We start from the raw sequence: 26,652 nt of genomic DNA, 5'->3' as shown, positions 1-26,652 counted from the left end.
ACACGCGGGAGGCCATCTGTTTCCAGTCGGTTTTGGTGGAGCGGACCCTACTCGGCAGCGACCATCCGGGCCGGATCGTAGTTGAGAATCGGAGCCAGCCAGCGTTCCGCGTAGGCCAGATCCCAACCTTTGCGTGCGGCGTAATCCTCCACCTGGTCCTTCTCGATCTTGCCGACACCGAAATAATGGCTGTCGGCATGACCGAAATAGAGCCCGGAAACGGAAGACCCCGGCAACATGGCCCTGCTCTCTGTCAGCTGAATGCCTGTCAGGCGTTCCGCATCGAGCAGCCGGAACAGGGTATCCTTTTCCGTATGGTCCGGCTGGGCCGGGTAGCCCGGTGCCGGACGAATGCCCTGATATTTTTCCGAGATGATATCGTCGACGGACAGGTCTTCGGCGGCGGCGTAGCCCCAAATGTCCTTGCGTACGATCTGGTGCAGCTTCTCGGCAAAGGCTTCCGCCAGCCGGTCTGCCAGGGCCTGGGAGAGGATCTTGTTGTAGTCGTCCGACTCCCTGGCGTAACGCGCCGCCAGCTCGTCCTCGCCATGACCGGAGGTAACGGCAAATCCGCCGATCCAGTCGGCAATGCCGCTGGCCTCGGGCGCAACGAAATCGCTGAGGGCGATATTGGCGCGGCCACCCGCAGTCCGGCTCATCTGCTGGCGCAGCGTATGGAAGGTCGCCAGCGTTTCGCTCCGGCTTTCGTCGGTGAAGACACGCACATCGTCACCAACCGCATTGGCCGGCCACAGGCTTGCAACACCGCGTGCCGTCAGCAGTTTCTTTTCAACGATTTCATCGAGCATCCGCCGGGCATCGTCGAAAAGCGCCTTGGCCGCCGGGCCGTAGCGATTGTCGGTCAGTACCGCCGGATAACGGCCCTTGATCTCCCAGGTGGAGAAGAACGGCGTCCAGTCGATGAACGGCACCAGTTCCTCCAGCGGGAAATCGTCATAGACAGTCGTGCCTGGCTTCTTCGGCGCAACCGGCTGTTTGCCCTGGAAGTCGGCCTTGAAGGCATTGTCCCGCGCAGCTTTCAGCGACGTGCGCTGCTGAGAGCCCCTGCCGGCTGCATGCTTTTCGGCAATATCGGCATATTCGGCACGCACATCGGCATAGTAAGGGGCGCGGCCGCCTTCGCTCATCAGCTTGGAGGCAACACCGACAGCCCGGCCCGCATCGGTGACATAGATTGCCTGGCCGCGGGCATAGTTCGGGTGGATCTTCACCGCTGTATGGATCTTGGACGTGGTCGCCCCTCCGATCAGCAGCGGCACATCAAGCCCTTCACGTTCCAGCTCGGCGGCAACGTGGCACATTTCGTCCAGCGACGGTGTGATCAGGCCGGACAGCCCGATCATGTCGACCTTTTCCTGACGCGCGGTATCGAGGATCTTCGCTGCCGGCACCATGACGCCGAGATCGATCACCTCGAAATTGTTGCACTGGAGCACGACGCCGACAATGTTCTTGCCGATGTCATGCACATCGCCCTTGACCGTCGCCATCAGGATCTTGCCGGCGGAAGAATGACCCGTCTGGCCAAGCTCTTCCTTTTCCTTTTCCATGAACGGCATCAGATAGGCGACCGCCTTCTTCATGACGCGGGCAGACTTGACCACCTGCGGCAGGAACATCTGCCCGGATCCGAAGAGATCGCCGACGACGTTCATACCGTCCATCAGCGGGCCTTCGATCACGTGCAGCGGCCGGTCGAAGGCCTGGCGGGCTTCTTCGGTGTCTTCTTCAACGTAATCGGCAATGCCGTGAACGAGCGCGTGTTCCAGGCGCTTGGCAACACCCCAGGTGCGCCAGGTGAGATCGGCTTCCTTTTTCTTGCCGCCCTCGCCTTTCCAGCGTTCGGCCGCTTCCAGCAACCGGTCGGTGCTGTCCTGTCGCCGATTGAGGACAACATCCTCGCAAAGCTCGCGCAGTTCGCGATCGAGATCATTATAGACCGCAAGCTGACCGGCATTCACGATGCCCATGTCCATGCCGCGCTTGATGGCATGATAGAGGAACACCGAGTGCATCGCTTCGCGCACGGCTTCGTTGCCGCGGAACGAGAACGACAGGTTCGATACACCGCCCGACACATGGGCGTGCGGCAGGTTCTCGCGGATCCAGCCGGTCGCCTCGATGAAGTCGACGCCGTAGTTGTTGTGTTCCTCGATGCCTGTCGCGACGGCAAAGATGTTCGGGTCGAAAATGATGTCTTCCGGCGGGAAGCCAACCTTTTCGGTCAGGATCTTGTAGGACCGCGCGCAGATCTCTGTCTTGCGCTCGAAGGTGTCGGCCTGTCCGCTTTCATCAAACGCCATCACCACAACGGCAGCACCGTAGCGGCGCACCAGTGTCGCGTGCTTGATGAACTCCTCTTCGCCTTCCTTCATCGAGATGGAGTTCACGACCCCCTTGCCCTGGATACATTTGAGGCCCGCTTCGATGACCGTCCACTTGGAACTGTCGATCATCACCGGAACCTTGGCGATGTCCGGCTCGGCGGCCACCAGGTTCAGGAAGGTGACCATGGCTTCCTCGGAATCGAGCAGCCCTTCGTCCATGTTGATGTCGATGATCTGCGCGCCGTTTTCGACCTGCTGACGGGCAACTTCGAGCGCGGTTGGGTAGTCACCCTCCTTGATCAGCTTGCGGAACCTGGCCGAGCCGGTCACGTTGGTCCGTTCGCCCACGTTGACGAAGTTGGTCTCCTTCGTCACCACGAACGGCTCCAGGCCCGACAGACGCATGTGAACGTCGATTTCCGGGATCTCGCGCGGTTTCTTGTCCGCAACGGCGTCCGCAATCGCCTTGATATGCGCAGGCGTGGTACCACAGCAGCCGCCGACAACGTTGACGAGACCCGCCGAGGCGAATTCCTCGATCAGGCCGGCCATATGTTCCGGGCTCTCGTCATATTCACCGAATTCGTTCGGCAGGCCGGCGTTCGGATAGGCGCACACAAGCGTGTCGGCGACGCGGCCGAGTTCGTCCACATGTGCGCGCATTTCCTTGGCGCCAAGTGCGCAGTTGAGACCGATGGTCAGCGGGCTGGTGTGACGGACGGAGTTCCAGAAGGCTTCCGGTGTCTGTCCGGAAAGTGTCCGGCCCGAAAGATCGGTGATCGTACCGGAAATCATCACCGGCAGGATCTTGCCGGTTTCTTCGAAGACCTCGTCAATGGCAAACAGCGCCGCCTTGGCGTTCAGCGTGTCGAAGATGGTCTCCACCAGGATGATATCGGCCCCACCCGCAATGAGACCGCGGGTAGCTTCGGCATAGGCAATGCGCAGATCATCAAAGGAAACAGCACGGTAGCCCGGATTGTTCACATCCGGCGAGATCGACGCGGTCCGATTGGTCGGGCCAAGCGCGCCGGCGACGAAACGCGGCCGGGACGGATCCTGTGCCGTGACCTTGTCGCAGGCTTCACGCGCGAGTTTCGCGCTTTCGAAGTTCAGCTCATAGGCCAGCTCTTCCATGCCGTAGTCGGCTTGGGCGATCGTCGTGGAGGAGAAGGTGTTGGTCTCGACGATGTCGGCACCGGCTTCCAGATAATCGACATGGATCTTCCGGATCGCTTCCGGCTGCGTCAGGCTCAGCAGATCGTTGTTGCCCTTGATGTCGCTCGGCCAGTCCTTGAAGCGGTCACCGCGGTAGGCCGCTTCATCCAGTTTCAGAAGCTGGATTTCCGTGCCCATGGCACCGTCAAGGACGAGAATACGGGTCTTGGCGAGGTCACGGAGGCGCTCGAAGGCGTCTGACTTGATCACGGGGTTTCCTTCCGGAAATTTCTGTTGGTTTGGCCGGCGGAAGCCGGCGTGATTTAACTGTGCAACCGGACAGCGTGTCAGCTGTCCCGGTCGGTATCGTTGTAAGAGGCGTCCCAGAACTTGGTGCGGCTGTGAACGTCGTCTTCGGTCGGGTGCCAGTCTTCGCCGCGTGCCTCATAAACGGCCAGGAGCCCGAGAATTTCGAGGGCCGAATGCCCGCGGAACTCGTGGTCCTTGTCGGTGGCGACGATCAGACGATTGTTGTCCGCGCCCATGTCGACGACATGAAGCTCGAAGCCCTTCTCGCGCAACACCGCATAGGCGGTCGATTCAATGGCATCGGCAGTGCTTAACTTGATCATCTCGCTCCGCTTCCCGCTTGGTTTCCGGCCGTTCCTGTCCTGAATGACAGCAGCGTGTCCCGGCTGCGCCGATACCCCCAACCCTGCCCCACCCAGATAAGGGTAAGGGGCCAAGAGGGGGCATCCGCTCTAAATCCAAAACAACTGGCTCGTTTCTGCGCCCGGCCCGGCCGCCTCGCCTCCCTCAGGCTGCCAGGGTTTCCTTGGTTTCCGGCTGCCCCATGCCAAGCATGTGGCAGATGGCAAAGGTCAGGTCGGCTCGGTTCATGGTGTAGAAATGGAAGTCGTTGATGCCGCGGTCGACCAGGTCCATCACCTGTTCGCAGGCAACCGAAACGCCAACCAGCTTCCGGGTTTCCGGATCGTTGGTCAGGCCGGCAAAACGCCGAGCCAGCCACTGCGGAATGGAGGTGCCGCACTTGGCGGAGAACACCATCGTCTGTTCGAAATTGTGGATCGGCAGAATGCCCGGGATCACCGGAATATTGATGCCGGCGGCCGCAATCCGGTCGAGGTAATCATCGAACAGGTCATTGTCGAAGAAGTACTGGGTAATGATCCGGTCCGCACCGGCGTCGACCTTGCGCTTCAGATTGTCGATCTCTTTCTGCCAATTGCCGCTTTCCGGATGCCTTTCCGGATAGCCGGAGACGGAAATATCGAAATTGGCGATCTTCTTGACGCCTTCAACCAGGTCGGTCGCATAGGCATAGCCCTCCGGATGCGGCACGTAACGCGAGCCGATGCCGTCGAGCGGGTCACCGCGCAGCGCCACCAGATGACGCACGCCCAGATCCCAGTAGTCCTTGACGATCGTATCGATTTCGCTGCGCGCCGCACCGACACAGGTCAGGTGCGCCGCCGGTGCAAGGTCGGTTTCCTTCAGGATCCGCTCGACAGTGCGATGCGTGCGCTCGCGGGTGGAACCGCCTGCACCATAGGTCACGGAAACAAAGGACGGGCTGAGCGGCGCCAGTCGCTGAACCGTCTGCCACAGCGTCTCCGCCATCTTGTCGGACTTCGGCGGGAAAAATTCGAACGAAGCCGTGATTGGCGAAGGTGCGGCCTGGTGAGACCGGCGGTTGGAACAGGTTGTCATGTTAGGCGACCTCTCGGGACGTGTCTCGGGCAGGCAGGTCGGTGACAATTCGGCGGTCACGCGCAAGCCAAAGGGTTACGGTAAGGTTGGTGTCGTTGCCGTCTCCCGGAACAAGATCGGTGACCTGTTCCAGGTCCAGTTCGAGCGCTTCAAGCCAGCGCTCCATCTGGTCATGAGCAAAGCCCAGGCGACGATGCGCGTGTTTTTCGCGCAGGAACTCCAGCTGATGCGGAGCAAAATCGATGATCAACAGGCGGCCGCCGGGACGCAGCGCACGAGCAGCCTCATTGAGCGCCCTTGCCGGTTCCTCAAGGAAGTGCAGCACCTGGTGGATCGCCACGACATCGAAGGACCGCGGCGGCACATTCAGTGCGTAAACATCGCCGTGGCGTACCTGGGCGTTTGAAAGCCCGGCCTTGGCAAGGTTCGCGCGGGCAACGGCAAGCATGTCATGCGAGGCATCGACACCGAGTGCCGTCGCATACTGGTCTGCAAACACTTCCAGCAACCGGCCGGTGCCGGTGCCAAGGTCGAGGAACGACTGGAACGGCTTGTCGCCCAGTGCCTTGCGCATCGCCTTCTCGACATCGTCTTCGGAAACATGCAGCGAACGCTCCCGGTCCCAGGTAAGCGCGCGGGCTGCAAAATATGCAGCCGCCTCGTCCGCCTTGGCCTTGCGGATTGCCCGAAACCGTTCCTGGTCCGCCGCCAGCACCGGGTCTTCCAGGGAAATGCGGGCAACAAGATCGCGTGCAAGCTGGCCTTCAGGACCATCCGCCAACCGGTAGTAGACCCAGGCCCCTTCCGGGAACCGCTGAATGAGATCCGCTTCTGCAAGCAGCTTCAGATGACGGGAGATGCGCGGCTGGCTCTGTCCGAGGATCGCCGTGGCATCCTTCACCGTCAGCTCGCTTTCCGCCAGAAGCGCAATCAGCCTCAGGCGCGTCGCCTCGCCGACAGCCCTCAGGGCGGCCAGGGTATCGTCAACGGACAGGGTCTGTTCTTCGGTCATGCGCTTCGCCATCAATGTCGATATAAAGATATCTTTATATGAAATCGAAGCACCATGCAAGAGATCAAAACAAATACGACACTGATTAGTCCGTATTCGTCGAAATTACCCCCGCAGGAGAAAAACGAGAGCCGACCTGCGCACCACCTCGCATCCGCTGAGCGGGGCCGTCAGCACATATGGAACGAGCCACTTCAGGTCAGGTGAGCTGCCTTACGCGGTCTTGAGCCCGGGCAAGGGCAATAGCCCGGCCCTCGCGTGACACGCCGAATTGCACCACCTCCCGCATCTGAGCAATGCGGGAGTGCTGACCTAAAGCGTCTGTGCGGCGTTGATGGAGGAGACAAACCGGCGGGTGCGCTCGCGCTCGGGATGACGGAAGATCGCGTCCGCGTCTCCGGTTTCCACCACCTGCCCGGCCTCCAGAAAGACGACATGATTTGCGATCTGCGATGCCAGTCGCAGGTCGTGTGTCGCCATCACCATGGTGGTCCCTTCCCGGGCAAGCTGACCGAGTACATCGACCACCTCACCGGCCAGTTCCGGATCGAGCGCGGAAGTCGGCTCGTCGCATAGAAGCACCTTGGGCGAAGGTGCAAGAGCACGGGCAATCGCAACACGCTGCTGCTGACCGCCGGAAAGATTGGCCGGCCAGGCGTCGGTCTTGTGCGACATGCCGACCTTTTCGAGCAGATCCAATGCCCGCTGCCGGGCCTTTTCACGGGGCCATTTCTGAACCACCAGCAGGCCTTCCATCACATTCTCGATCACTGTCCTGTGCGGAAAGAGCTGAAAGTTCTGGAACACCATGCCCGTCTCGCAGCGGATCTTCTGAACCGATGCCTGCGACACTGAAACGCCCGGCTTGAACGTGATCGTGTGTTCACCGACCTGAACGCTGCCGGAGGTCGGTATCTCCAGCAGATTGATACAGCGCAGCAAAGTGCTCTTGCCGCCGCCCGACGGGCCGACGAGCGCGGTGACGCTGCCTTCGGGAAAACGCAGCGAGATATCGTCGAGGATAAGCGCGTCACCGAACTTTTTCTTGATATTGGAAAGCTCGATCATCTTGAGGTCTCCAGCATGCCGCCATATCGCGCAAACCGGACTTCCAGCCGCTCCTGCAGCCAGGCAAGCACGGAACTCATGGCAAGATAGATCAGGGCAGCCTCTATATAGAGGATCAGTGGCTCATATGTGGTGGCAACGATGCGCTGCGCCGACTGGAACAACTCCGGCACCGTGATGGCAGCGGCCAGAGACGTATCCTTGACCAGCGAAATGAAAGTGTTCGACAGCGGCGGCACCGCCACGCGCCCGGCTTGCGGCAGGATCGTGCGCATCATCGCCTGGCGCCATGTCATCCCGGTGGAAAACGCGGCTTCCCACTGTCCCTTCGGCACGGAGGAAATGGCAGCCCGGATGATCTCCGACGAATAGGCACCGACATTGAGCGTAAAGCCGATCAGGGCGGCTGGAAACGCATCCAGCAAAATTCCGATGCTGGGCAGGCCGTAAAAGATCACGAAGAGCTGTACCAGCAGCGGCGTTCCCCGGAAGACCCAGACATAAAAGCGCGCGACCAGCACCAGCGGCAGCGGCGCGAACAGGCGTGTGACAGCCGTGGTCAGACCAAGACTGAGCCCCAGTGCGAAGGACAACAGCGTGAGTGGAATGGTGAATTTGACCCCAGCCCACAGAAGCGTCGGCAGGGAATCGATCATCAACTGAAGCCAGTGAGGCACGATAAAGCTCCAAAAAAACGCGCCCGGCGCGAACGCCCGGCGCTTTTCGTTTAGGTGAGAAGGGCCGGTCTAGATCTGCATGGACCGGCCTTCATCATGTCAGTTGGACACGTCCTGACCAAAGTACTTGTCGGAAATTGCCTGGTAGGTACCATCCGCCTTGATGTCGGCCAGCGCCGAATTCAGGGCGGCAACCAGTTCCGGATCACCCTTGCGCACCAGAATGCCGGAATAGTCGGCATTTGCCTTCTCGGCGACAACCTTCACCGGCGCGTCCGGTTTCTGCTTCTTGAAGTCCAGATAGGACAGGCTGTCGTTGATGGTCGCATCGGCGCGGCGTGTCAGCACCAGTTGGATGGACTGGTCGAACCCGTCGGTGCCGACCAGTTCCGCTCCGGCTTCTTCCGCCAGCTTGCCGAAATTGCTGGTCAAGGACTGAGCCGCCTTTTTGCCGGCGAGGTCTTCAAAGCCATTGATGTCGTCATTGCTGTCGCGAACGATCAGCACTGCCTTGGAGGCGATGTAGGGGTCGGAGAAATCGTATTTCTGCTTGCGGGCGTCAGTGATGCCGACCTGATTGATGACCACGTCGTAGCGCTTGACGTCCAGGCCGGCGATCAGTCCGTCCCATTTGCCTTCGATGAACTCGGCCTTGACGCCAAGTTTTTCGGCAACGGCCTCGCCTATTTCGACATCGAAACCGACCAGTTTGCCTTCCCCGTCGTGGAAGGTGAAAGGCGCGTAGGTGCCTTCGGTGCCGATCTTCAGGACACCTGCCGATTTGATCGCATCGAGGTTGTCACCCGCCTGCGAGGGAGAAAGGGTAAGTACCTGCAGCACTGCGGCCGCGGCAATCGCTTTGAACCAGCTCATATCAATTCCTTTCCGGCATGATGAGTGAGTGGCCTTAGTGCCGGAATGTGGAAGCGATTGCAGGAGAAGAAAGAGCAAAAATGCAGAAAGAGGGAGAATATTTTGCTCTCATATCGCGGATCGGCAGCACACGACACAACACCGGTCGCAGGCTCGACCACCCTCTCTGGAAGTATCCTCGCGGCAACTGTCCGCCACTGAAACTCTTCCCGTGACCGCTCCTACAGATGCCGTCAGTCGCTAAAGCGGCGGAAGGTTCATGGATACCTTCTCCTTGGGCGAGGAAGCATCCAGCCCGCATCGTGTAGAAGCTCGATCGAAATAGTCACATGGTTGCGATCATCGAGCGTGCCCTCCCGAACGGATCAGGTTTCCGATTACCAAAGACCGAATTCGGCGGAACTCGTCAGCTTTCGGCGGGCACAGCACCTTGATCCAGCATGTGATCGAAGCGCCCCTCGCGCACACAGCCCGGCAGACCTTCGCGCGGGATGATCTCGGTGCCGACAAGCTCTTTCGCGTAGAGCCTTTCGATATCGCTGGTATCGACAGTCTGGCCATGGACGACGGATGCCAGTTTGGTCCGGAAGGCTTCCACGCCGCCCATGGATGAAAAATGCCAGCCTGCATCGGGCAGGATTTTCACCGGGCGGCTGATGCCCGACAGGTTGTTGTTGCGGATCCTGAGAAGCGGTTGGGCGACAAAACCCGGCACGTAGGACTTTTTCGTCATCCGGGCCTTTGTCCGGCGCAGTTGCTGCGGCGTGGTCAGGTACTTCTTTTCAATCATCCGGGACCCCAGCAGCCAGGTCTTGCCGGGAACGATACGGTCTAGATGGTGTTTGTGCAGGCTCTGTTCGAACACCAGCAGCCGCCCCTTGTAGAGCTTCTCGTCCAACACCTTCTTCAGAACTTCCGCCCGCACGATCTCGTCGACATCCGACAGAAGGATGACGTCGTCCGGCGCACAGGCTTCCAGTCCCCGTGCAATGCAATTGCGCTGATAGTTCTCGCGTTCCCAGTCCGCCTTCCGGCGGTTCTTGTAGACGCCGAGCGCCGGTGGCAATTCATCGGGAAACTCGACCTGAAGATCGATGATCTTGTCGGACCAGGGCGCAAACCGTTCGCGATTTTCCGCAAAGAAGAACGGCTTGGGACCACCGCGTTGCGTCTGGTTCGCTTCCACCAGGACAAACTTGTCGACATGGTTCCCCATCTCCCGAAGACGGATTTCCAGAAGGTCGAATTCGTTATGGAAGACAAAACAGTCGTAGAGCTTCATGCCTGGGCCCGGTTTCCTCGATCAGCGAAGGGTGGCGCATCCCGGCTGCCGGATGGCAGCTCAAGTCATGGCAAGCCTCTTCCTGGTGCCTGCCGGGACCGATATCGGATTTCAGTCAAGAGGTCCACGGACCTGGCGCACAAAAGCGAATAGACCGCCTCTAACCCTATTGCCGATGCACCTACTTGATCGAAAAAGGCATCCGGACTTTCGCGGAATTGCCGCTGAATTCATCGTTGACGGTTAGTTCCAGTACATAGTCGCCCGCCGGAGCCCCGCTGACATTCAGGGTCAGGTTGGCCATGTATTCGGTATTGGGCACATGGCTCTTGAAGTCGAACCGGCCGAAACCCTTCTGCCCAGCCAGCACCTTGCCATCGGGCGACGCGAGGTCGAAGTCGACGGTCAGAAGAGATGTGAACAGGCCATCCTGCTGTTTCCAGTCGAAGCCAACAGGCTCCAGATAGATGCGCAGCGGCTCGTCCGCTCCGAAAGCTGCATCTTCCCTGGGTTTATAGATGCCGAAGCCGTCGGCAGGGGCCATCACGAACAGGGCGGTTGGAATGGAAATGGTGGCTTTCGACCAAACGTCGAAGAGGGCCTCGCGCATCAAAGAGATGGCTTCCCCGCCCTTGCCGTCATCAAGCGCGGCCTCCGCTTCAGTCGCCTTGTCCTGCAAAGGTCCCGCAATAGCCTGGCATGACAGGGCAACTGCAAGTGCAGCTCCCAGAAACATTGGTTTCAGCATAGTCTCCCCCTTCACATTTGCGATCCGAGAAGTGAAGCACACCATTATGGCGGTCTCGCCGCAAGTCCAGGATCCGGCGCTGCGACACAGCGAGTGCTAGAGCTGGTCCTCGGCGCTGCCGCCGGTCTCGTCACCAATGCCCTCACCCAGCATTCCAGCCGCGGCAGCACCAGCCGCAGCAGCTTCCCTGGCGCCGGGTGTCACGACCTCCTCATCGCCGTCAGACCCGGCAACACGCACGGTCACCTGGCGATGTGCGAACCTGATGCCGTTCTTTTCGAAGAGGTCGCGAAGCCCCGCATAAACGACCTTGCGAAGCTCGAACTGCTTGCCAGGCTTGGTAGTGAACTTGACGCGCGCGATCATGGCACTGTCTTCCATCGACATGATTCCCTGAGACTTCAGCGGCGCCAGGAACATGGGCCCGAAATACTCGTCCTCCAGCAGCTCCTTGCCGAAGTTCTTGATGATCTTGCGCATCTTTTCCACGTCGGTGTCGTAGGTAACGCGGAACGCAAGTTTCATCACCGCCCAGTCTCGTGAGAAATTCTCCACTTTCTGAATTTCGCCAAAGGGAACCGTCGTAAGCGCACCGCGGTGGTGCCGCAGCTGCATCGACCGGATCGAGATCTTTTCGACAACGCCCTTGGCGCTGCCGATATCGATGTATTCCCCTTTCCGGAACGCATCGTCGATCAGATAGAAAGCTCCGGAGAAGATATCCCGGATGAGGGTTTGAGCCCCGAATCCAACTGCCAGACCGACGACACCGGCACCGGCGAACAATGGCGCGATATTTACGCCCAGCTGCGACAGGATCACCATCGTGGCGATCACCACGATCGTGATGAGCAGGAAATTGCGAAAGATCGGCAGCAAGGTGGAAATCCGGCTCTCACCGGTTCCGCCGACTTCCGCCTCTTCGTCTTTCTCGGCAGGCGCTTCCTTGGCAATTTCCCGGTCAATGACGATTTTCACGGCCTCGTAGGCCATGTAGCCAAGGAACATGACCAGAAGCACCTCGACGAAGGAACCGATCAGCGAGCCGCTACCGGCAAGCGGCAGTCCCCATTTGGAAGCCAGCATGTCCAGCGAGGTGAACACGACCAGAATAGTGGCGCCCCGGTCGAACAGGTCCCGGAAGGGTGAGCGTCGCGCTTCCCGCTCGGCAGCTTCCGCGCGCGCCTGGGCCAAAGTGCTGGCAAAATCCTCTTCGCCGCCCTCGCCTGCTTCGGCACGTTTGATGTCCTCGGCAATCTTCTCCTGTGCGGCGGCCGTGTCCAGCCGCGGCAACAGAACCCGGTCGATGAGCAGGATCAGCAGCCCATAGGCAACAGCAGCCATCAACAGCACTTCCAGCGGCGCACCGACCAGACCGATCGCGTCCGGCAAGTCGAGCAGGATACGCACTGCCGAAATCCCCCAGGCCAGGAAGAAATAGGCAACGGCAACAAAGTGCCAGCCGCTGGCCAGAACCCTTCGCCAGATCGGCGCTTCAGCCCCCTTCTTTCCCCGGATCAGCCGCGCAATCACCCTGCGATAGACAATCGCGATGCCGGACAGGATGACCATCGACAGCGCGGAGGCTGCAATCAATGCCAGCTTGTGAATGTCAGGCGACAGACCCAGTCGCTCCATCCAGAGGCAGAAGGCAACCGCCGCAAGGGAAATGGCGGAGCCGACAAGCAGCGTCCTGTAGAGCCCGGTCGCTTCCTGATTGGAAAGCGCCAGCAACCGGTGGCTCTCCGCGTCGGGTGCCAGCACATTCAGCCAGACAACACGGAGCGCCAGAAAAACCGCCATGGTGCCGACAACCACAAGTGCGGTCTTGTTGGATGCTTCAATGCCCGTTCCGACCAGAAGAAATACCCCGGCCGCTACGGCAAAGAAGAGCCCGACACCGACGAACATCAGGATCGCCCGGGCATAAAGATAGATAATCTTGTCAGCCCGTGTCGTCGCGTCCGGCTGGTACCAGGACGCGAATTGCCGCCGGCCCCACCGGTTCACCAGGGAAGAGGCCACAAGGCCGAGAACAACGGCTATCAGAATGTCCACCAGCGTCGACGACATCCAGTTGAGACCCCGTTCGCCCCCCTGGGCGCGCAGGGTCTCCACCATCACATCCTGGATCTCGGGAATTTTCTGAACGATGGATTTGAGAACATCCCGGGCCTCGACGGCATCTTCGGTGAACTCGTCCACGGTCTGAAGAAGGTTTGCGCCTTCACCCGCGCCGTTGGCCGACGCCACTGCAGAGCCAGCCGTTTCCGTCTGCGCATTTCCATCTGCCATTGTTTCAGCGGCCGGAGCCACGGCACCGGTCTCGGTCTTGGTAGAGCCCTTTCCGGAAAACAGCCCGGGTATTCCCTGTGCCTTCGCCCCTGAGGGCAAACCACCCAGACACAGAAAGAGTGCAAGCAGACCTGACAGAAGAAGAAACGCCTTGCCTGGCCTCTTGCGGCCGCCATCGGCAAGACAGGATCGGCGATAGGTTGGATGTGTAAAGCGCATGTCAGCCCCAGGACGAGTCGCGAAAAGGATCCCCGTCTTTCTTGGCACGGATCTGTGCCATTTGAAAGAAAGCCGGCTTTTCGCAAGGCGCTGAAAAAGAAGAGGCCCGATCCTTTCGAACCGGGCCTTACATGCAGGCAGGAGGCGCCTTGCTTAATTGTGTCAGTGCAGAACGGTGTTGTTCCAATGAGCCATCTTGCGCTTGGCTTCGGCGATCGTCATGCGCTCGAACATGGCCATGGCATCGCTACGCACATCCGGTGTCAGGCGGTGACGCCAGGGGCCGATGGCCAGCAGGGAACCAACGGTGATGGAGGAGAAGCCGGAAGCCTTGGCAAGGATGACGAACGGCTCCGGATCGGGGCGCACCATCCAGTGGCTGACTTCCTCGACACCGCATCTCACCAGCCAGGCAAAAGTGGCAACCGCTTCCGCGAACCGGTCTTCCGAGGCGAACCGGCGCAGGGCCGCCTCATTGACCATCCCGCGTTTGGCCAGCAGCAGTACCCGGCTGCGCGCTGTTTCGAAGTCGTAGCGGCCAAGCCAATATTGGTTGGACATGCGCTGTGCCGCGATATCGGCTGCTTCCTCTACCCGCTCGGCTTCGTGACCACGGCCGGCCGCATGTAGCTTCCGCCGGACTTCCTCGCTGGCAACCGAGATCAGGCTGGCGATATGCGCTTCGGCAAGATCCGCACGCTCGCTCAAGGAAAGCTGCAGCGTCGCATCGGAGGCAGCATCGCTGATCAGGGCCATGATCGATGCATCCGACAGGCAAGCACCATCGTTGCTGGCCACCTTGCGCTTGACCTTCAGATCACCGCGACGCACCAGCACATCGGTCAGCTCTTCAGACAGAACCTCACGCTGTGCGATGGCGAACCGGTGCGCATTGCCGCGCTTTTCGGCGATCTTGATCAGATCGGCCTCCCGCAGCACGGTGGAGCGCAGCAGGATCGGCTCGGCCACCTCGATCTCGTCATCGGCCAGACGGCGGATGGTTTCTTCCGGACCGCGTCTCAGGCTGGACATCTGGTCAGCGACATAACGGCGAACTTCGTCTTCCACCATGTCGACAAGCCGCAAGAGAACGGAGTCATAAATATCGACCTGCTCGTCGGAGCACCGATCGGAGGTCAGGGCAAACAGGGTTGCGACATGCCGGGCCAGTTCGGCCCTCCGGGCGCTGCCAGCTTCACCGGTCAGCTCCGAGAAGTTCACCAGTTCTGTTTTCAACGCTTCAGTCATGTTCCATTACCAATTTTCACAAGTGTGCCGGTTTGGCGTTGGTACAGAAAATGACGATGAGTTTTAAAGAAGGTCGAAACGCGCTTTTCCAGAATGTAATTGTCTTTTTTTAAAACTTGAGAACAATTCTAACTATATCGCATGTATTCACTACATGTCATTGAAATGTAACAATTTTGACCGCTCCCCCCCGCTCGAAGTCACTTTTTTATCCCGTTGAAATCCGAATATTTTTTCCGAAAAAAGATTTTCAAGGGCCGTTTCAATAGCCTCCGAAGGTCAGAAATTGCGACTGGTTTAAATACATTCGCTGCGCCGCAAGGTCCCTCGACAGGGGCGTACCCATCGGCGGCGCATGAGATAAAGAAATATTTTTCTTTTCTTATTGACCCTTCACCAAGCGCAATCTAGATAAAGAAAGCAAAATATTTCTTTATTGGAGCCAACCATGTCCTCCGTCGTCCGTTTTCCCCGTGTCGCCGCCATACCGCCCTCCCGCACCCGCGGTCTCTATCAACTGGCGGCCCTCCTGCGACGGAAACTTGGCAAGGCCCTTTTCCGCCGATCCAGCCATCAATCCATTCCGGATGATCTTCTTTTCGATGTCCTCAGCGACAACGATTTGAGAGCCCGCGAAGAAAACCGGCGACGGCCGATCATTAGCGGCCCCTGGCGCTAGCTCGTCCATGGACTTGCCTTCTGTTTCAGGATTGCAGCGCCCTCACCCGGAACAAAGGACATAAAAAAACCGGCACCCTGCGGCGCCGGTTTTTTGCTGTTCCTGCTCAGCCTTTATTCGGCTGCCGCCAGAAACTCCTTGGTGCCGGTCTTGTTGTCCGAGCCGCCGTCATTGCTTCTGTCGAGCTGCTCCAGAAGCACACGGCGCTTTTCAGTCGCCTTTTCGATGTTGTCATCCTTGATCGGACCAAACCCGCGGATAAGATCCGGAACCCGGGCGAGCTCGACCAACAGGCCGTAGTGTCCTTCCGGCAGCCGCTTCAGGATCTCGGCAATATCGCCCTCATACTGGCTGATGAGCGCGCGCTCTGTCTTGCGTTCCGCCGTACGGCCGAACGGATCGTACCATTTGCCGCGCATGCCCTTGAGCTTCGCCAGGAAGCTGAACACGGAGAAGATCCAGTGTCCGAAGGCAATCTTCTGCGGACGGCCGGTCTTCGGATCCTTGCGATGCGCGAGGAATGGCGGTGCCAGATGAACCTTCAGCTTCTTCGGGTCTTCAAAGCGCTGCGCGATCTTCTCCTTGAAGGCAGGATCGCTATAAAGCCGCGCGACTTCATATTCGTCCTTGTAGGCCATCAACTTGAAGAGCATGTCGGACACAGTCTGCGTCAGGCGGAACGTGCCCGGACCATGCGCTTCGTCAGCCTCTTTGACCTTGCCGACCAGATCCAGATAACGCTGTGCGTAGGCCGCATCCTGATAGGCAGTCAGCTCCTGGGCGTTGAAGGCAATCTTCTCATCGACGGTAAAGACACGCTGTTTTGCTTCCGACGGCAGGGCCTTGAGCAGTTTTTCCGGATCTGCAGCCAGCACGCGGCCTGCACGGAACGCCTTGATGTTGTTCTTCACCGACGCGCCGTTGAGCTCCAGCGCGGTTTCAATGGCATAATCCGAGATCGGCAACGCGCCACTCTGGAAAGCCATGCCGACCAACAGCATGTTGGCATAGATGGCATCACCCAGAAGCTTCTCGGCAATGTCTGCAGCATTGACAGGCAGATATGTGCCGGAGGCTTTGCGCAGGGCGCTGTCCATCTGCTTTTCATCGAAGGAAAGCGTCTGCTTCAGCACGAATTCCGCAGTCGGGGCCACCTTGGTGTTGGCAACGGTCATCGTGTGACCACGATGGGCGAGCGCGAGCTGATCCGCGTTCGCGGCCACCACCATGTCACTCGCGATCAGAAGGTCGAGGCTGGCCGCAGGAACCCGCGGACCTTCAATCGACCTGTTGCCCGCCGCAAAACGCACGTGAGACGTTACCGGGCCACCCTTCTGGGCAAGGCCGGTCATATCCAGCGTGGAAGCCTGCTTGCCGTCCACATGGGCCGCCATAGCCAGGATTGCGCTGATCGTGGTCACACCCATACCGCCGATACCGGCCACCAGCGTGTTCCAGGTGCGGTCAAGCGAAGCAAGTGTCGGCAGCGGCAGGGTTTCCACCAAGGTGTCGATATCGACATCCGCCTTCTTCGGCTTCTTCAGTGCAGCACCGTTGATCTCGACAAAGGACGGGCAGAACCCCTTGATACAGGAGAAGTCCTTGTTGCAGCTCGACTGGTTGATGACGCGCTTTTCACCGAATGGCGTTGCCAGTGGCTCCACCGACAGGCAGTTGGACTGCACGGAACAGTCTCCGCAGCCTTCACACACCCGGTCATTGATAAAGAGGCGCATGTCCGGATCGGGAAACTGCCCGCGCTTGCGCCGGCGGCGCTTTTCCGCGGCGCAGGTCTGGTCGTAAACGATCACCGACACGCCCTTGAAGGTCTGGAACTCTTCCTGAACGTCCATCAGTTCGTCGCGGTGGTGAATCTTGGTTCCCGGGGCAAGCGGTGTCCAGGAGCCGTAGCTGTCCGGGTTCTCCGAAACCACCGCGATCCGCTCGACGCCTTCGGCTTCCAGCTGACGGGTGATCTGCGGAACGGTCAGCTGGCCGTCCACCTTCTGGCCACCGGTCATGGCAACCGCGTCGTTGTAGAGGATCTTGTAGGTGATCGGCACGTTGGAGGCGAGCGCCTGCCGGATCGCCAGGATGCCGGAATGGAAGTAGGTGCCGTCGCCGACGTTGGCAAAAACGTGGCTGTCGCCGGAGAAGGGCTGCTGCCCGACCCACAGGACACCCTCGCCGCCCATCGCAATCTGGCCTTCCGTTGTCCGGCCGGCCATTTCCGTCATCGCGTGGCAGCCGATGCCCGGCAGCGAACGGGAGCCTTCCGGTGTCTTGGTCGACGTGGAATGCGGGCAGCCTGAGCAGAAGTAGGGAATACGGGCAGCGCGTTCCGCATGGCCCTGGGCCCACATGGCCTGTTTGGTCATCCGGTTGGCAACCGCGCGCATTTCTTCCGAAACCACATCGCCCGGCAGCCAGGTCATGAGACCTTCGATTAGCTCGGCAACGGACAGTTCCAGAACGTCGGACAGGAACGGTGTCCCGTCCGGACGGCGTTTGCCCCAGATTTCCGGCCGGCTCATTTCCGGCCAGTGATAGGAGATGTCCTTGATCTGGGATTCCATGAACGCACGCTTGTGCTCCACCACCAGCAAACGTTCTGTGCCACGGGCGAAATCACGCAGGCCGAGCGGCTCCAGAGGCCAGCTCATTGCCACCTTGTAAACCCCAAGGCCCAGCGCCTTGGCAAAGTCCTCTGTAATGCCCATCAGGTCGAGCGCCTGCAGCAGATCCCGGTAGGCCTTGCCGGAAGCAACGATGCCGTATTTGGGATTGGTCCTCGTTCCGAAGGTGACCCGGTCCAGACCGTTTGTCCGCACATAGGCCTGAGCCGCAGGAATACGAAGATCGCGCACCAGACGCTCTGTCTCCAGACGGTTGCCCAGAAGAAGATCTCGGTTCTGGTGATAGTCCTTGCGCGGATCGCCTTCCAGCGGACGCACAATGCGCAGCCTGTTCGGAGAGATATTGATCGTTGCCGATGCATCCATCGTGTCGGCAACGCAGATCAGGGCCGTCCAGAGGCTGGTGAAGCGGGACATTTCCAGGCCGTGCAGGCCGTAGTCGAGAACATCCTGGATATCGGCCGGGTTCAGGACCGGAATTTCCGCATGCTCGAAATAGAACTCGCTCTGCGCCGGCAGGATGGAGGATTTAGCAAGGTGGTCATCACCGGCCAAGGCAAGTACCCCGCCGTTGCGGTCGGTGCCCGAAGCGTTGGCCTGACGCAGCACATCGCCGGCACGGTCGACGCCCGGCGCCTTGCCGTACCAGATGCCGAAGACGCCGTCGTAAGAGGTCGCCCGTCCAACACCGCCCTCGCCGCGCAGCTTCTGGCTGCCCCACACTGCGGTTGCGCCCAGCTCTTCGTTGACGCCTGGCTTGAAGACGACGTCGTACCCCTTGAGGTGGCGATGAGCCCGCATCAGCTCTGTGTCGTAACCGGCAAGCGGCGATCCCCGGTAGCCGGAAATGAAGCCGCCCGTTTTCAGGCCGGCCAACTGGTCCATGCGCGCCCGATCGAGCGCCAGCCGGACAAGCGCCTGTATGCCTGTCAGATAGACCCGTCCTTCCGTGGCGACGTATTTGTCCTCCAGGGTAACGGTTGGCATGTGCACGTTCATCCGAATTCCTCCTCAACCGACATCTGGGGCAATGTCCCCCGGCGGCAACCTCACATAATAGGTAATATCATCCTTTTCTCAGGCAATTTCTGTGCTATCGTCACGGCCAATCACCCAGAGGCAGAATAAAAATTCCTAAAATATCCAATGACAGATAAATATCTTCTCGACCCGTCGGACATACGTGTTCTGCGTGTACTGCAACGGGATGCGTCGCTCTCCATTGCCGAAGTGGCAAAGGAAGCGGGCATGAGCCAGACGCCTTGCTGGCGCCGGATCAAGCGCCTCAAGGAACAGGGAATCATCCGCCAGATCACTGCCATCATCGACCGCGAATCCGTGGGTCTTGGCTTCGTGGCCTACTCGTTCGTCAAGCTTGCGGTTCCCAGCCGCGAGAACATGGAAACCTTCGACAAGCTGGTCCACCATTGGCCCGAGGTCGTGACGTGCGAGCGCATCACCGGTGCCGTCGACTATCTTATCAAGGTTGTGACGGATGATATCAAAACCTACGACAATTTTCTGCGTTTGAAGCTGCTGGACAATACGCTCGTGTCCGATGTGCAGTCTCGCATCGTCGTCAATACGGTGAAGGACACCGTCGCCCTGCCCTTGCGCGAGAGCTGACATCCGACCTTGAACGACCGTCAGGTTAGACGCTCAGGTGGCGAACCGCAACGCAGACAGCCCCGCCGGGTCCAGGAAAGGCTGCTTGCCCGCAATCATGCTGGCCAGCAGCCGTCCCGTCACCGGCCCGAGCGTGAAACCGTCATGGGCATGGCCGAAGTTGAGCCACAGGCCCGGGATCTTTGCAGACGGACCAACCACGGGCAGCGAATCCGGCAGACATGGCCTGCTTCCCATCCACGGCTGTTCCTGTAACGCCCGTCCTAGCGGAAAAATTTCCTCGGCCCGTCGTTTCGCCAGCTTGACGATCGCCGGATTGGGCGGGGCATCGCGCTCGGCCAGTTCGACGCCAGTGGTCAGGCGAATGCCATTATCCGTCGGAGTCAGGGCGAAGCCGTTTTCGACATCCACAACCGGTCGTGACAGGGACGCCCCGGACAACGGACGATAATGCATGTGGTAGCCACGCTTGACCGCAAGCGGATAGGTTTCTCCAAGACGTGCCAGCAGATCCGCGGACCAGGCGCCGAGGGCAACCACTGCCTGGCGGGAAAACAATGTGCCACGTTCCCCCTCGATTTGCCAACCGCCACGCTCCTGCTTCAGCTTCATCGCATCGGCGCGGAAATAGCCGCCCCCGTCATGCACGAATCCTCGCCAGAAGGCATCGACCACGGCACCGGGATTGGACACCGAACAACTTTCCGGCCAATGAACGCCTCTCAGCCCCTGCGCCGTCAGGCCAGGCTCCAGAGTTCCGATCTCGCCAGCCGACATTTCCCGATAGGAAACGCCAAACACCCGCGCGTATTGGCGTTCAGTCTCGCTTGCCTGGAAGGCAGTCTCCGAGCGGTAAAGATGCAGCCAGCCGCCCTGGCGGTAAAAGCGGTTGGCATTGGTCGCATGCGCCAGGTCCAGATGCTCCTCGACGGCGAAGGCTCGCAACGGAGCAATCGCCCGCGAATAGGCTTCAACCCCGCGGGCATTGCCTGCTGCATGGAAATGGCGCAGCCACGGTAACATCCGCAGTACGGTGGCCATATCCAGCGAAACGGCACTGGAGCGGCCGAAAAGGATCCCCAGAAGCGTGAGCGGATGCGTCGGCACCGCATGCGGCACGAAGCCGTTGCGCTGGACAATCCCGGCATTGCCGAAGGAAGCTTCCTCGCCCGGGTGCTTGCGGTCGATCAGCGCAACGGACAGGCCCAGCCGCTGCAGATGCAGTGCCGTTGACACACCGACGATACCGGCGCCGAGCACCATCACGTCGAAGGATTGCGTTTGCCTGGTTTTTGCTGTCATGCCTGTTCCGGACGGTGCCCTAATACTGGCGTCCGAGGTCCGGATCCTTTAAGAGGCGCGGAAGTGCCTGCCACAACTCGCGGTTCAAAGGACAACTTAAGATGATTCGATGGTGTGGTGCAGGCTTGGCATGGATCGGGCGCAACGGAACGGCCGCCCTTGCTGTGAGTATCTTCATCGGCATGGCCTTGCCGGCGCTGTCCGCCTATCTGCGGCCCTACCTGACCGTTGCCGTCTTCAGCCTGTTGACCCTGGCTTTTCTGCGGGTCGACACCTTCGCGATCCGCATGCGCCTGCGTCGCCCCACGCTTCTGATTGCCGCCCTCCTGTGGATGATGCTCGGCGCGCCCCTGCTGACGTGGCTGCTGATCGACCTCTCCGGCCTGAAGGCTCTTGGCCCCGATGTGATGCTGGCCCTTTTCATCGCAACCGCCGCTCCCCCGGTGATGGCGGCTCCTGCCTTCATCTATTTGCTCGGCCTTGATGGCACCCTCAGTCTCGCGCTTTCTGTTGCCGCTCTGATCATCACCCCGCTGACGGCCCCCTTCATCGGCGAGTTGATGCTCGGGCCCGCCCTGCCTCTCAGCGTCGGAGGGCTAGCCATCCAGCTCTCCTTGCTGCTCACAGGCGCTTTTGCGGTCTCGGTCGCCTTTCGCAAACTGGCCGGTGAAGAGCGCCTGGCTCGCTCCTCCCACCACATCAGCGGTCTCAATGTGCTGCTGCTGCTGGTCTTTGCCATAGCTGCCATGGATGGTGTCGCCGCGAGCTTTGCCGCAAAACCACTGTTCACGCTGGGCCTTACCGCCATCACCTTCTGCCTCGCACTGGTACAGATTGCGCTCAGCCTGCTGCTGTTCTCACCGGCGAGCCGAGAAGACGCCTATGCGATCGCCCATACCTGTGGCACCAGAAACATGGGACTGATGGTCGCCGCCTTCGGTGGCACCCTGCCGGAATTCACCTGGCTCTGGTTCGCTGTCGGCCAGTTTCCGATCTACATCCTGCCCCTGTTCCTGAAACCGTTTGTGCGGGTGTTCTGCCGTCTGAACGTCAAAACTGTGACGTAGCACACCTGACAGGCGAACGTGCTAGGCTTACCACTAGCCAGGTCAAACACTTCGCGTGAGGAAAGTGCCGTGTCCGTTCTGCCATCCACCGTCAAATCCCTGTGCTCATCGGCGGGCCGCAGTCTTCTGTGTGCCGCAACGCTCCTGCTTGCCGGCGCGAGCCTCGTCCCGGCTGCAATGGCTGGAGACACCGCAGAGCTTCAGCTTCTCGGCTTTTCCAGGAACGGCGATTTCTTCGCCTTTGAGCAGTTCGGTGTCCAGGACGGATCCGGCTTCCCCTATTCTGAGATCTTCGTTGTCGACGTGATCGGCGATACCTGGGTGCCGCCGTCTCCCTTCCGCCTGCGCAAGGATGTCGACCCGGGTCCGGGCGATGCAGCCGACAACGCCCTGTCGGAGACCAGGGCGGAGAACCGTCTTGCCGCCCAGCCGCTGCTCCAGGACAAGGCCATTGCCGGTAAAGGCCAGACGGTCGGTTTCAATCCACGCACCGAATTGACATCCGATCCCCACAAGATGCTGGTTGCCCCGCGCGTCACTTTCCTGTCCGGTGACGATCCAATAGACCTCACCCTGTCGGAATACTCTCTGCCGAATGCCCAGTGCCAGAGCTACGGCGCCGAGACCAAGGGGTTCCGCCTGACAATGGTCCACAATGGTGTCACCCGCATCCTCAACGAGGACAACAGCGTGCCTGAAAGCCGCCGTTGCCCGCTGGCTTACCGGATCGAGCGCATCGTCACCCATTTCCCCGATGAAGCTCCGCCCGTCTTTGCCGTGCTGATCCAGATGGACAGCCTCGGCTTCGAAGGACCGGACCGCAGATATCTGGCGATAACGGGACGTCTTTGAGCTTCTAAACCGATTGAGGCCGGCTCGGGTATCTTGCCCAGTCGCATCAGAAGTGCTAGCGCGGCGGCAACATCAGAAAACGGGACGATAACGGCCCGTCTGGCCTGTCCGGGAGTTTGCCATGCCGCGCGACATCAAGATTGCCCCCTCCATCCTCGCCTCCGATTTTTCCAAACTCGGCCAGGAAGTCCGCGACGTGGTGGAAGCGGGAGCCGACTGGATCCATCTCGACGTCATGGACGGCCACTTCGTGCCGAACATCACCTTCGGCCCGGATGTCATCGCCAAGCTGCGCCCGCACACGGACAAGATCTTCGACACCCACCTGATGATCGCTCCCTGCGATCCCTACCTGGAAGCCTTTGCAAAGGCAGGATCCGACATCATCACGGTTCATGCCGAGGCCGGCCCGCATCTCGACCGGTCTCTGCAGGCAATCCGCAATCTGGGCAAGAAGGCCGGTGTCTCGCTGAACCCGTCGACCCCGGAAAGCGTCATTGAATATGTTCTCGACCGGTTGGACCTCATTCTGGTGATGACGGTCAACCCGGGTTTCGGCGGTCAGAAATTCATCCAGTCTCAGGTCGAAAAGACCCGCCGCATCCGCCAGATGATCGGCGATCGACCGATTGATCTGGAAATCGACGGCGGCGTCACCCCCGAAACCGCCCCCCTCGTTGCAGCGGCTGGTGCCAATGTGCTGGTGGCAGGGTCCGCAGTCTTCAAGGGCGGCACGGTGGAAAGCTATGCCGGTAATATCTCCGCGATCCGCAAGGCCGCGGAAGAGGCTTGAAGGCGGCGCTAGCTCTTATCGAGTGCCCGGGTCATACGTCGTGGACTAGGCACCCCTAAGGCAACCGTTTTTATAGAGGAAACGCCGCCACAGGCTGAGCAAGCGGCCCATCCCTCGAGACAGGCCTTTGGCCTTCCTCAGGATGAGGTGGAGGGAGGCATCAAGGCTGGGAGGCTGGGAGGCTGGGAGGCTGGGAGGCATCTTGCACCTCAGACATCCCACACAAACACCCTCATCCTGAGGAGGACCGCCAGGTCCGTCTCGAAAGATGGGCCACACCCCCAACCGGCCCGTCCATTATTTGTCCAAGCCATGATATCCAGCATCGATGAAGGTTACTTTCTATATCCTCAGATGTTCGAACGGCAGCTATTACACAGGCGTCACGCGAAAGGATCTCGCGAGCCGAATTAGTGAACATCAGCAAGGCACGTACGACGGCTACACAGCGCGCTACCGACCGGTTGAACTGGTGTTCAATTGCGAGTTCGAGCAGCTCACCGACGCGATTGCCTGCGAACGCCAGGTAAAAGGATGGCGGCGTGAAAAGAAAGAAGCCTTGATCAAAGGTGAGTTCGACCTGCTTCCCGCGCTGTCTAAACGGGGTGAAACCGCATCAAAAAATTGAGCAAGTGGCCCATCCTTCGAGACAGCGCTTCGCGCTTCCTCAGGATGAGGTGGTGGGAAGCTCTGAAGCTCTGAAGCTCTGAAGCTCTGAAGCTCTGAAGCTCTGAAGCTCTGAAAGTACTTTCACTTCAGACCTCCAACAAGCACGTCCTCATCTAGAGGAGGACCGTCAGGTCCGTCTCGAAAGATGGGCTACAGGTACCGTTTTCACCCACGACTTCCGGTCGCGAAGCAATTACTTCCGCAACGCGTCTTTCCGTCGAGACATTCCCTCGGTTAAGCTCTCCCCGTTAAAGACTGGGGGAATCGTCTTGGCGCATATGCAACGCAGTATCGGTCTGCTGAGCCTCACCTTTGTGGCAATCAGCGGAATTCTCGGATCTGGCTGGCTGTTCGCGCCCTTGATGGCTGCGCAAGCTGCCGGGCCGTCATCACTCATCGCCTGGATGATTGGCGGCTTCGCGATGCTGCTTCTTGCCGCGACCTTCGCCGAGATCGCGGCGATCCTGCCGGTTGCAGGCGGCATTGGCCGTGTGCCGCATTTCTCCCACGGGTCGGTCGTCTCCATGACAATGGGCTGGACGGCCTGGGTTGGCTACAACACCACCGCCACCATCGAGGTGGAGGCAGTACTGCGCTACTCGAAGAGCCTTGCCCCCTGGCTTTACGGGTCAGACGGACTGCTCAGCCCTGCCGGTCTGGCGGTTGCCTGCGTCCTGCTGGCGGTCTTCACGGTACTCAATGCCTTTGGCGTCCGCTTCTTTGCCCGTCTCAACACGGCGCTCACCTGGGTCAAGATCCTTGTCCCGGCCGGACTGGCCGCCGTTATCCTCACATCCGAGTTCCGATACGCCAATTTCAGCGAATACGGCGGCTTTGCCCCCGAGGGACTGAAGGGCATCCTGTCGGCGATCTCAACCGGCGGCGTGATCTTCGCCCTGATCGGGTTCCGCCACGTGATCGACATGGCCGGGGAAGCCCGCAATCCGAAGGTGAACGTGCCGCTGGCGCTGGTGATCAGCCTGGTCGTCTGCCTGCTGATCTACGGCGGGCTGCAGCTCGCCTTTCTTGGCGCCCTTGATCAGTCACAGCTCAAGCAGGGCTGGGCGGCGCTCAGCTTCCCGGGTGAGCTGGGCCCCATGGCGGCCCTTGCAACCGCCGTCGGCGCGCTCTGGATCGTCAGCATTCTGGACAGCAGTGCGCGCATCTCCAGCTTTGCCTCGGCGCTTGTTTCCGTCGGCTCGAATGCCCGCCTCGGCCTTGCCATGGCCCAGAACGGTCTCTTTCCGAAGTTCATGGAAACCCTTTCGGCGCGTGGCGTGCCGCTGTTCGCTTTGCTGATCAACTTCGTTGTCTCGGCTCTGTTCTTCTTTATTCTGCCATTCAACGAAGTGCTCGCCCTCAACACGTCCTCCATCGTGTTGTCTTTCGTCGTCGGCCCTGTCGCCGTGCTGGCCTTCCGCCAGCTGATGGCCGACGCCCCGCGAGCCTTCGTGCTGCCGGCCGCTCCTGTCACCGGGTGTCTTGCCTTCGTCGTCGCCAGCCTGATCATCTACTGGAGCGGCTGGGACACCATGCTGCATCTGGGCGTCTGCCTGGTCATCGGTTTCCTGCTGATGATCTACCGCAACAGCAGAGGCGGCTTCGACAGCCTGGACTGGCGCGAGGCGGCCTGGCTTGCTCCCTATCTTGCAGGACTTGTGCTCATTTCCTGGCTTGGTTCCTTCGGCGGCGGCGCGGGCTACCTGCCGGTCGGGCCGGATATCGCCGTGGTTTCTGCTCTGGCAGTCGCGGTCTACATCCTGGCGGTGCGTCTGCGCCTTCGCCAGGACAAGTTCGATCTCTACATGGCCGAGGAAAAGGCTGACGAGCGGATGGAATACGGCGACGGCACGTGAGGCCTTTCAGGATCCAGCCTAGCTGAAACGGCGGCCCGGCGCGGGTTTCCCCGCCTGCCCTGGCAGCTTGTCCTTCAAACCGGAGGGGTAGAGCTCAAGCCCCTTGGCGGCCAGTTCGTCAAGCGTGATCCAGCGTGCCGTCCCGACCGTGTCATCGTTCACCTCGTAAACGATGGTATCGGTCCGGTAGTAGCTGTTGTCGGTAAAATGGGCGTGGCACAGAAAAACGATCTCGTGGCCTGCGACGCCATGATGATCGTAGATGTTCTCCATGACGATATACTCGTCGAGCAGAGTGATCCTTGCTCCCAGTTCTTCCAGGAACTCGCGCTGGAGCGTATCGCGCCAGGGCTCGCCAAACTCCACGGTGCCGCCGAGCGGCCGCATGCCGGTGATACGTCCCGTATCGTTCCGCACGTCTGACAGAAGCAGCGCGTCATCCTGCCAGATCAGGGCAAGAGCCTTGACCGCAATCGTGTTAGCCGGCCGCCAGATTGTCATCCGTGTCTCCTC

At 60.0% G+C, this 26,652-nt stretch carries 21 protein-coding genes; 7 read left to right on the top strand and 14 right to left on the bottom strand.

From position 1 onward, the window contains the following. Positions 1-47: 47 nt before the first annotated feature. From metH to B0E33_RS23175, 11 genes are all read right to left on the bottom strand, one after another. A complete protein-coding gene (gene metH / locus B0E33_RS23225) occupies positions 48-3,776 on the bottom strand; it encodes a methionine synthase (protein ID WP_077292564.1) in 3,729 nt (1,242 codons plus the stop codon). Between the two features lie 77 nt (positions 3,777-3,853). Beyond that, positions 3,854-4,138: a hypothetical protein gene (locus tag B0E33_RS23220; RefSeq protein WP_077292563.1), complete on the bottom strand. Its 285-nt coding sequence runs from the start codon at positions 4,136-4,138 to the stop codon at positions 3,854-3,856. A 184-nt stretch (positions 4,139-4,322) separates the two neighbouring features. Next, positions 4,323-5,237, bottom strand: coding sequence for a methylenetetrahydrofolate reductase [NAD(P)H] (gene metF / locus B0E33_RS23215; protein WP_077292562.1), 915 nt, complete (start codon positions 5,235-5,237; stop codon positions 4,323-4,325). A 1-nt stretch (position 5,238) separates the two neighbouring features. Next, positions 5,239-6,249 (bottom strand): ArsR/SmtB family transcription factor, encoded by a 1,011-nt coding sequence (locus B0E33_RS23210; RefSeq protein ID WP_031269253.1) that lies wholly within the window; start codon positions 6,247-6,249, stop codon positions 5,239-5,241. 312 nt (positions 6,250-6,561) lie between these two features. After that, positions 6,562-7,317 carry an amino acid ABC transporter ATP-binding protein gene (locus B0E33_RS23205; RefSeq protein WP_077292561.1) on the bottom strand — a complete coding sequence of 252 codons (756 nt, stop codon included), beginning with the start codon at positions 7,315-7,317 and terminating at the stop codon, positions 6,562-6,564. Then, positions 7,314-7,994 (bottom strand): amino acid ABC transporter permease, encoded by a 681-nt coding sequence (locus B0E33_RS23200; RefSeq protein ID WP_031269252.1) that lies wholly within the window; start codon positions 7,992-7,994, stop codon positions 7,314-7,316. Before B0E33_RS23200 ends, B0E33_RS23205 begins: the two co-directional genes overlap by 4 nt. A 99-nt stretch (positions 7,995-8,093) precedes the next feature. Then, positions 8,094-8,867: an amino acid ABC transporter substrate-binding protein gene (locus B0E33_RS23195; RefSeq protein ID WP_062488397.1), complete on the bottom strand. Its 774-nt coding sequence runs from the start codon at positions 8,865-8,867 to the stop codon at positions 8,094-8,096. Positions 8,868-9,273: 406 nt separating this feature from the next. Then, positions 9,274-10,149, bottom strand: coding sequence for a glycosyltransferase family 17 protein (locus tag B0E33_RS23190; RefSeq protein ID WP_077292560.1), 876 nt, complete (start codon positions 10,147-10,149; stop codon positions 9,274-9,276). A 181-nt stretch (positions 10,150-10,330) separates the two neighbouring features. Beyond that, positions 10,331-10,897 (bottom strand): hypothetical protein, encoded by a 567-nt coding sequence (locus B0E33_RS23185; RefSeq protein ID WP_077292559.1) that lies wholly within the window; start codon positions 10,895-10,897, stop codon positions 10,331-10,333. Between the two features lie 96 nt (positions 10,898-10,993). Beyond that, positions 10,994-13,411 carry a mechanosensitive ion channel domain-containing protein gene (locus tag B0E33_RS23180; RefSeq protein WP_077292558.1) on the bottom strand — a complete coding sequence of 806 codons (2,418 nt, stop codon included), beginning with the start codon at positions 13,409-13,411 and terminating at the stop codon, positions 10,994-10,996. A 162-nt stretch (positions 13,412-13,573) separates the two neighbouring features. After that, on the bottom strand, positions 13,574-14,659 hold the full coding sequence (locus B0E33_RS23175; RefSeq protein ID WP_077292557.1) for a DUF2336 domain-containing protein: 1,086 nt from the start codon (positions 14,657-14,659) through the stop codon (positions 13,574-13,576). 448 nt (positions 14,660-15,107) lie between these two features. Between B0E33_RS23175 and B0E33_RS31000 the strand changes: the two genes are divergently transcribed. Continuing rightward, complete coding sequence (locus B0E33_RS31000; protein ID WP_152510397.1) at positions 15,108-15,338, top strand: hypothetical protein; 231 nt, start codon at positions 15,108-15,110, stop codon at positions 15,336-15,338. A 113-nt stretch (positions 15,339-15,451) separates the two neighbouring features. On the opposite strand, the gene B0E33_RS23165 is transcribed toward B0E33_RS31000, so the two are convergent. Next, positions 15,452-18,973: an indolepyruvate ferredoxin oxidoreductase family protein gene (locus tag B0E33_RS23165; RefSeq protein WP_077292555.1), complete on the bottom strand. Its 3,522-nt coding sequence runs from the start codon at positions 18,971-18,973 to the stop codon at positions 15,452-15,454. A 147-nt stretch (positions 18,974-19,120) separates the two neighbouring features. On the opposite strand from B0E33_RS23165, the gene B0E33_RS23160 reads away from it, so the two are divergent. Next, on the top strand, positions 19,121-19,600 hold the full coding sequence (locus B0E33_RS23160) for an Lrp/AsnC family transcriptional regulator (RefSeq protein ID WP_006939550.1): 480 nt from the start codon (positions 19,121-19,123) through the stop codon (positions 19,598-19,600). 33 nt (positions 19,601-19,633) lie between these two features. On the opposite strand, the gene B0E33_RS23155 is transcribed toward B0E33_RS23160, so the two are convergent. Continuing rightward, complete coding sequence (locus B0E33_RS23155) at positions 19,634-20,902, bottom strand: NAD(P)/FAD-dependent oxidoreductase (protein WP_077292554.1); 1,269 nt, start codon at positions 20,900-20,902, stop codon at positions 19,634-19,636. A 101-nt stretch (positions 20,903-21,003) separates the two neighbouring features. On the opposite strand from B0E33_RS23155, the gene B0E33_RS23150 reads away from it, so the two are divergent. From B0E33_RS23150 to B0E33_RS23130, 5 genes are all read left to right on the top strand, one after another. Further along, on the top strand, positions 21,004-21,969 hold the full coding sequence (locus B0E33_RS23150; protein ID WP_167579591.1) for a sodium:proton symporter: 966 nt from the start codon (positions 21,004-21,006) through the stop codon (positions 21,967-21,969). A 69-nt stretch (positions 21,970-22,038) separates the two neighbouring features. Further along, positions 22,039-22,821 (top strand): DUF2259 domain-containing protein, encoded by a 783-nt coding sequence (locus B0E33_RS23145; protein WP_077292553.1) that lies wholly within the window; start codon positions 22,039-22,041, stop codon positions 22,819-22,821. A gap of 121 nt (positions 22,822-22,942) precedes the next feature. Then, positions 22,943-23,614, top strand: coding sequence for a ribulose-phosphate 3-epimerase (gene rpe / locus B0E33_RS23140; RefSeq protein WP_077292552.1), 672 nt, complete (start codon positions 22,943-22,945; stop codon positions 23,612-23,614). A 328-nt stretch (positions 23,615-23,942) separates the two neighbouring features. After that, on the top strand, positions 23,943-24,242 hold the full coding sequence (locus B0E33_RS23135; protein WP_077292551.1) for a GIY-YIG nuclease family protein: 300 nt from the start codon (positions 23,943-23,945) through the stop codon (positions 24,240-24,242). Positions 24,243-24,561: 319 nt separating this feature from the next. Next, positions 24,562-26,139 (top strand): APC family permease, encoded by a 1,578-nt coding sequence (locus tag B0E33_RS23130; RefSeq protein WP_075284833.1) that lies wholly within the window; start codon positions 24,562-24,564, stop codon positions 26,137-26,139. An 18-nt stretch (positions 26,140-26,157) separates the two neighbouring features. On the opposite strand, the gene B0E33_RS23125 is transcribed toward B0E33_RS23130, so the two are convergent. Continuing rightward, complete coding sequence (locus B0E33_RS23125; RefSeq protein ID WP_062488388.1) at positions 26,158-26,640, bottom strand: NUDIX hydrolase; 483 nt, start codon at positions 26,638-26,640, stop codon at positions 26,158-26,160. Positions 26,641-26,652 lie beyond the last annotated feature (12 nt).

This window comes from Roseibium algicola (assembly GCF_001999245.1).
Lineage (GTDB): Bacteria > Pseudomonadota > Alphaproteobacteria > Rhizobiales > Stappiaceae > Roseibium > Roseibium algicola.
This window is presented reverse-complemented; position numbering and strand designations above follow the sequence as displayed.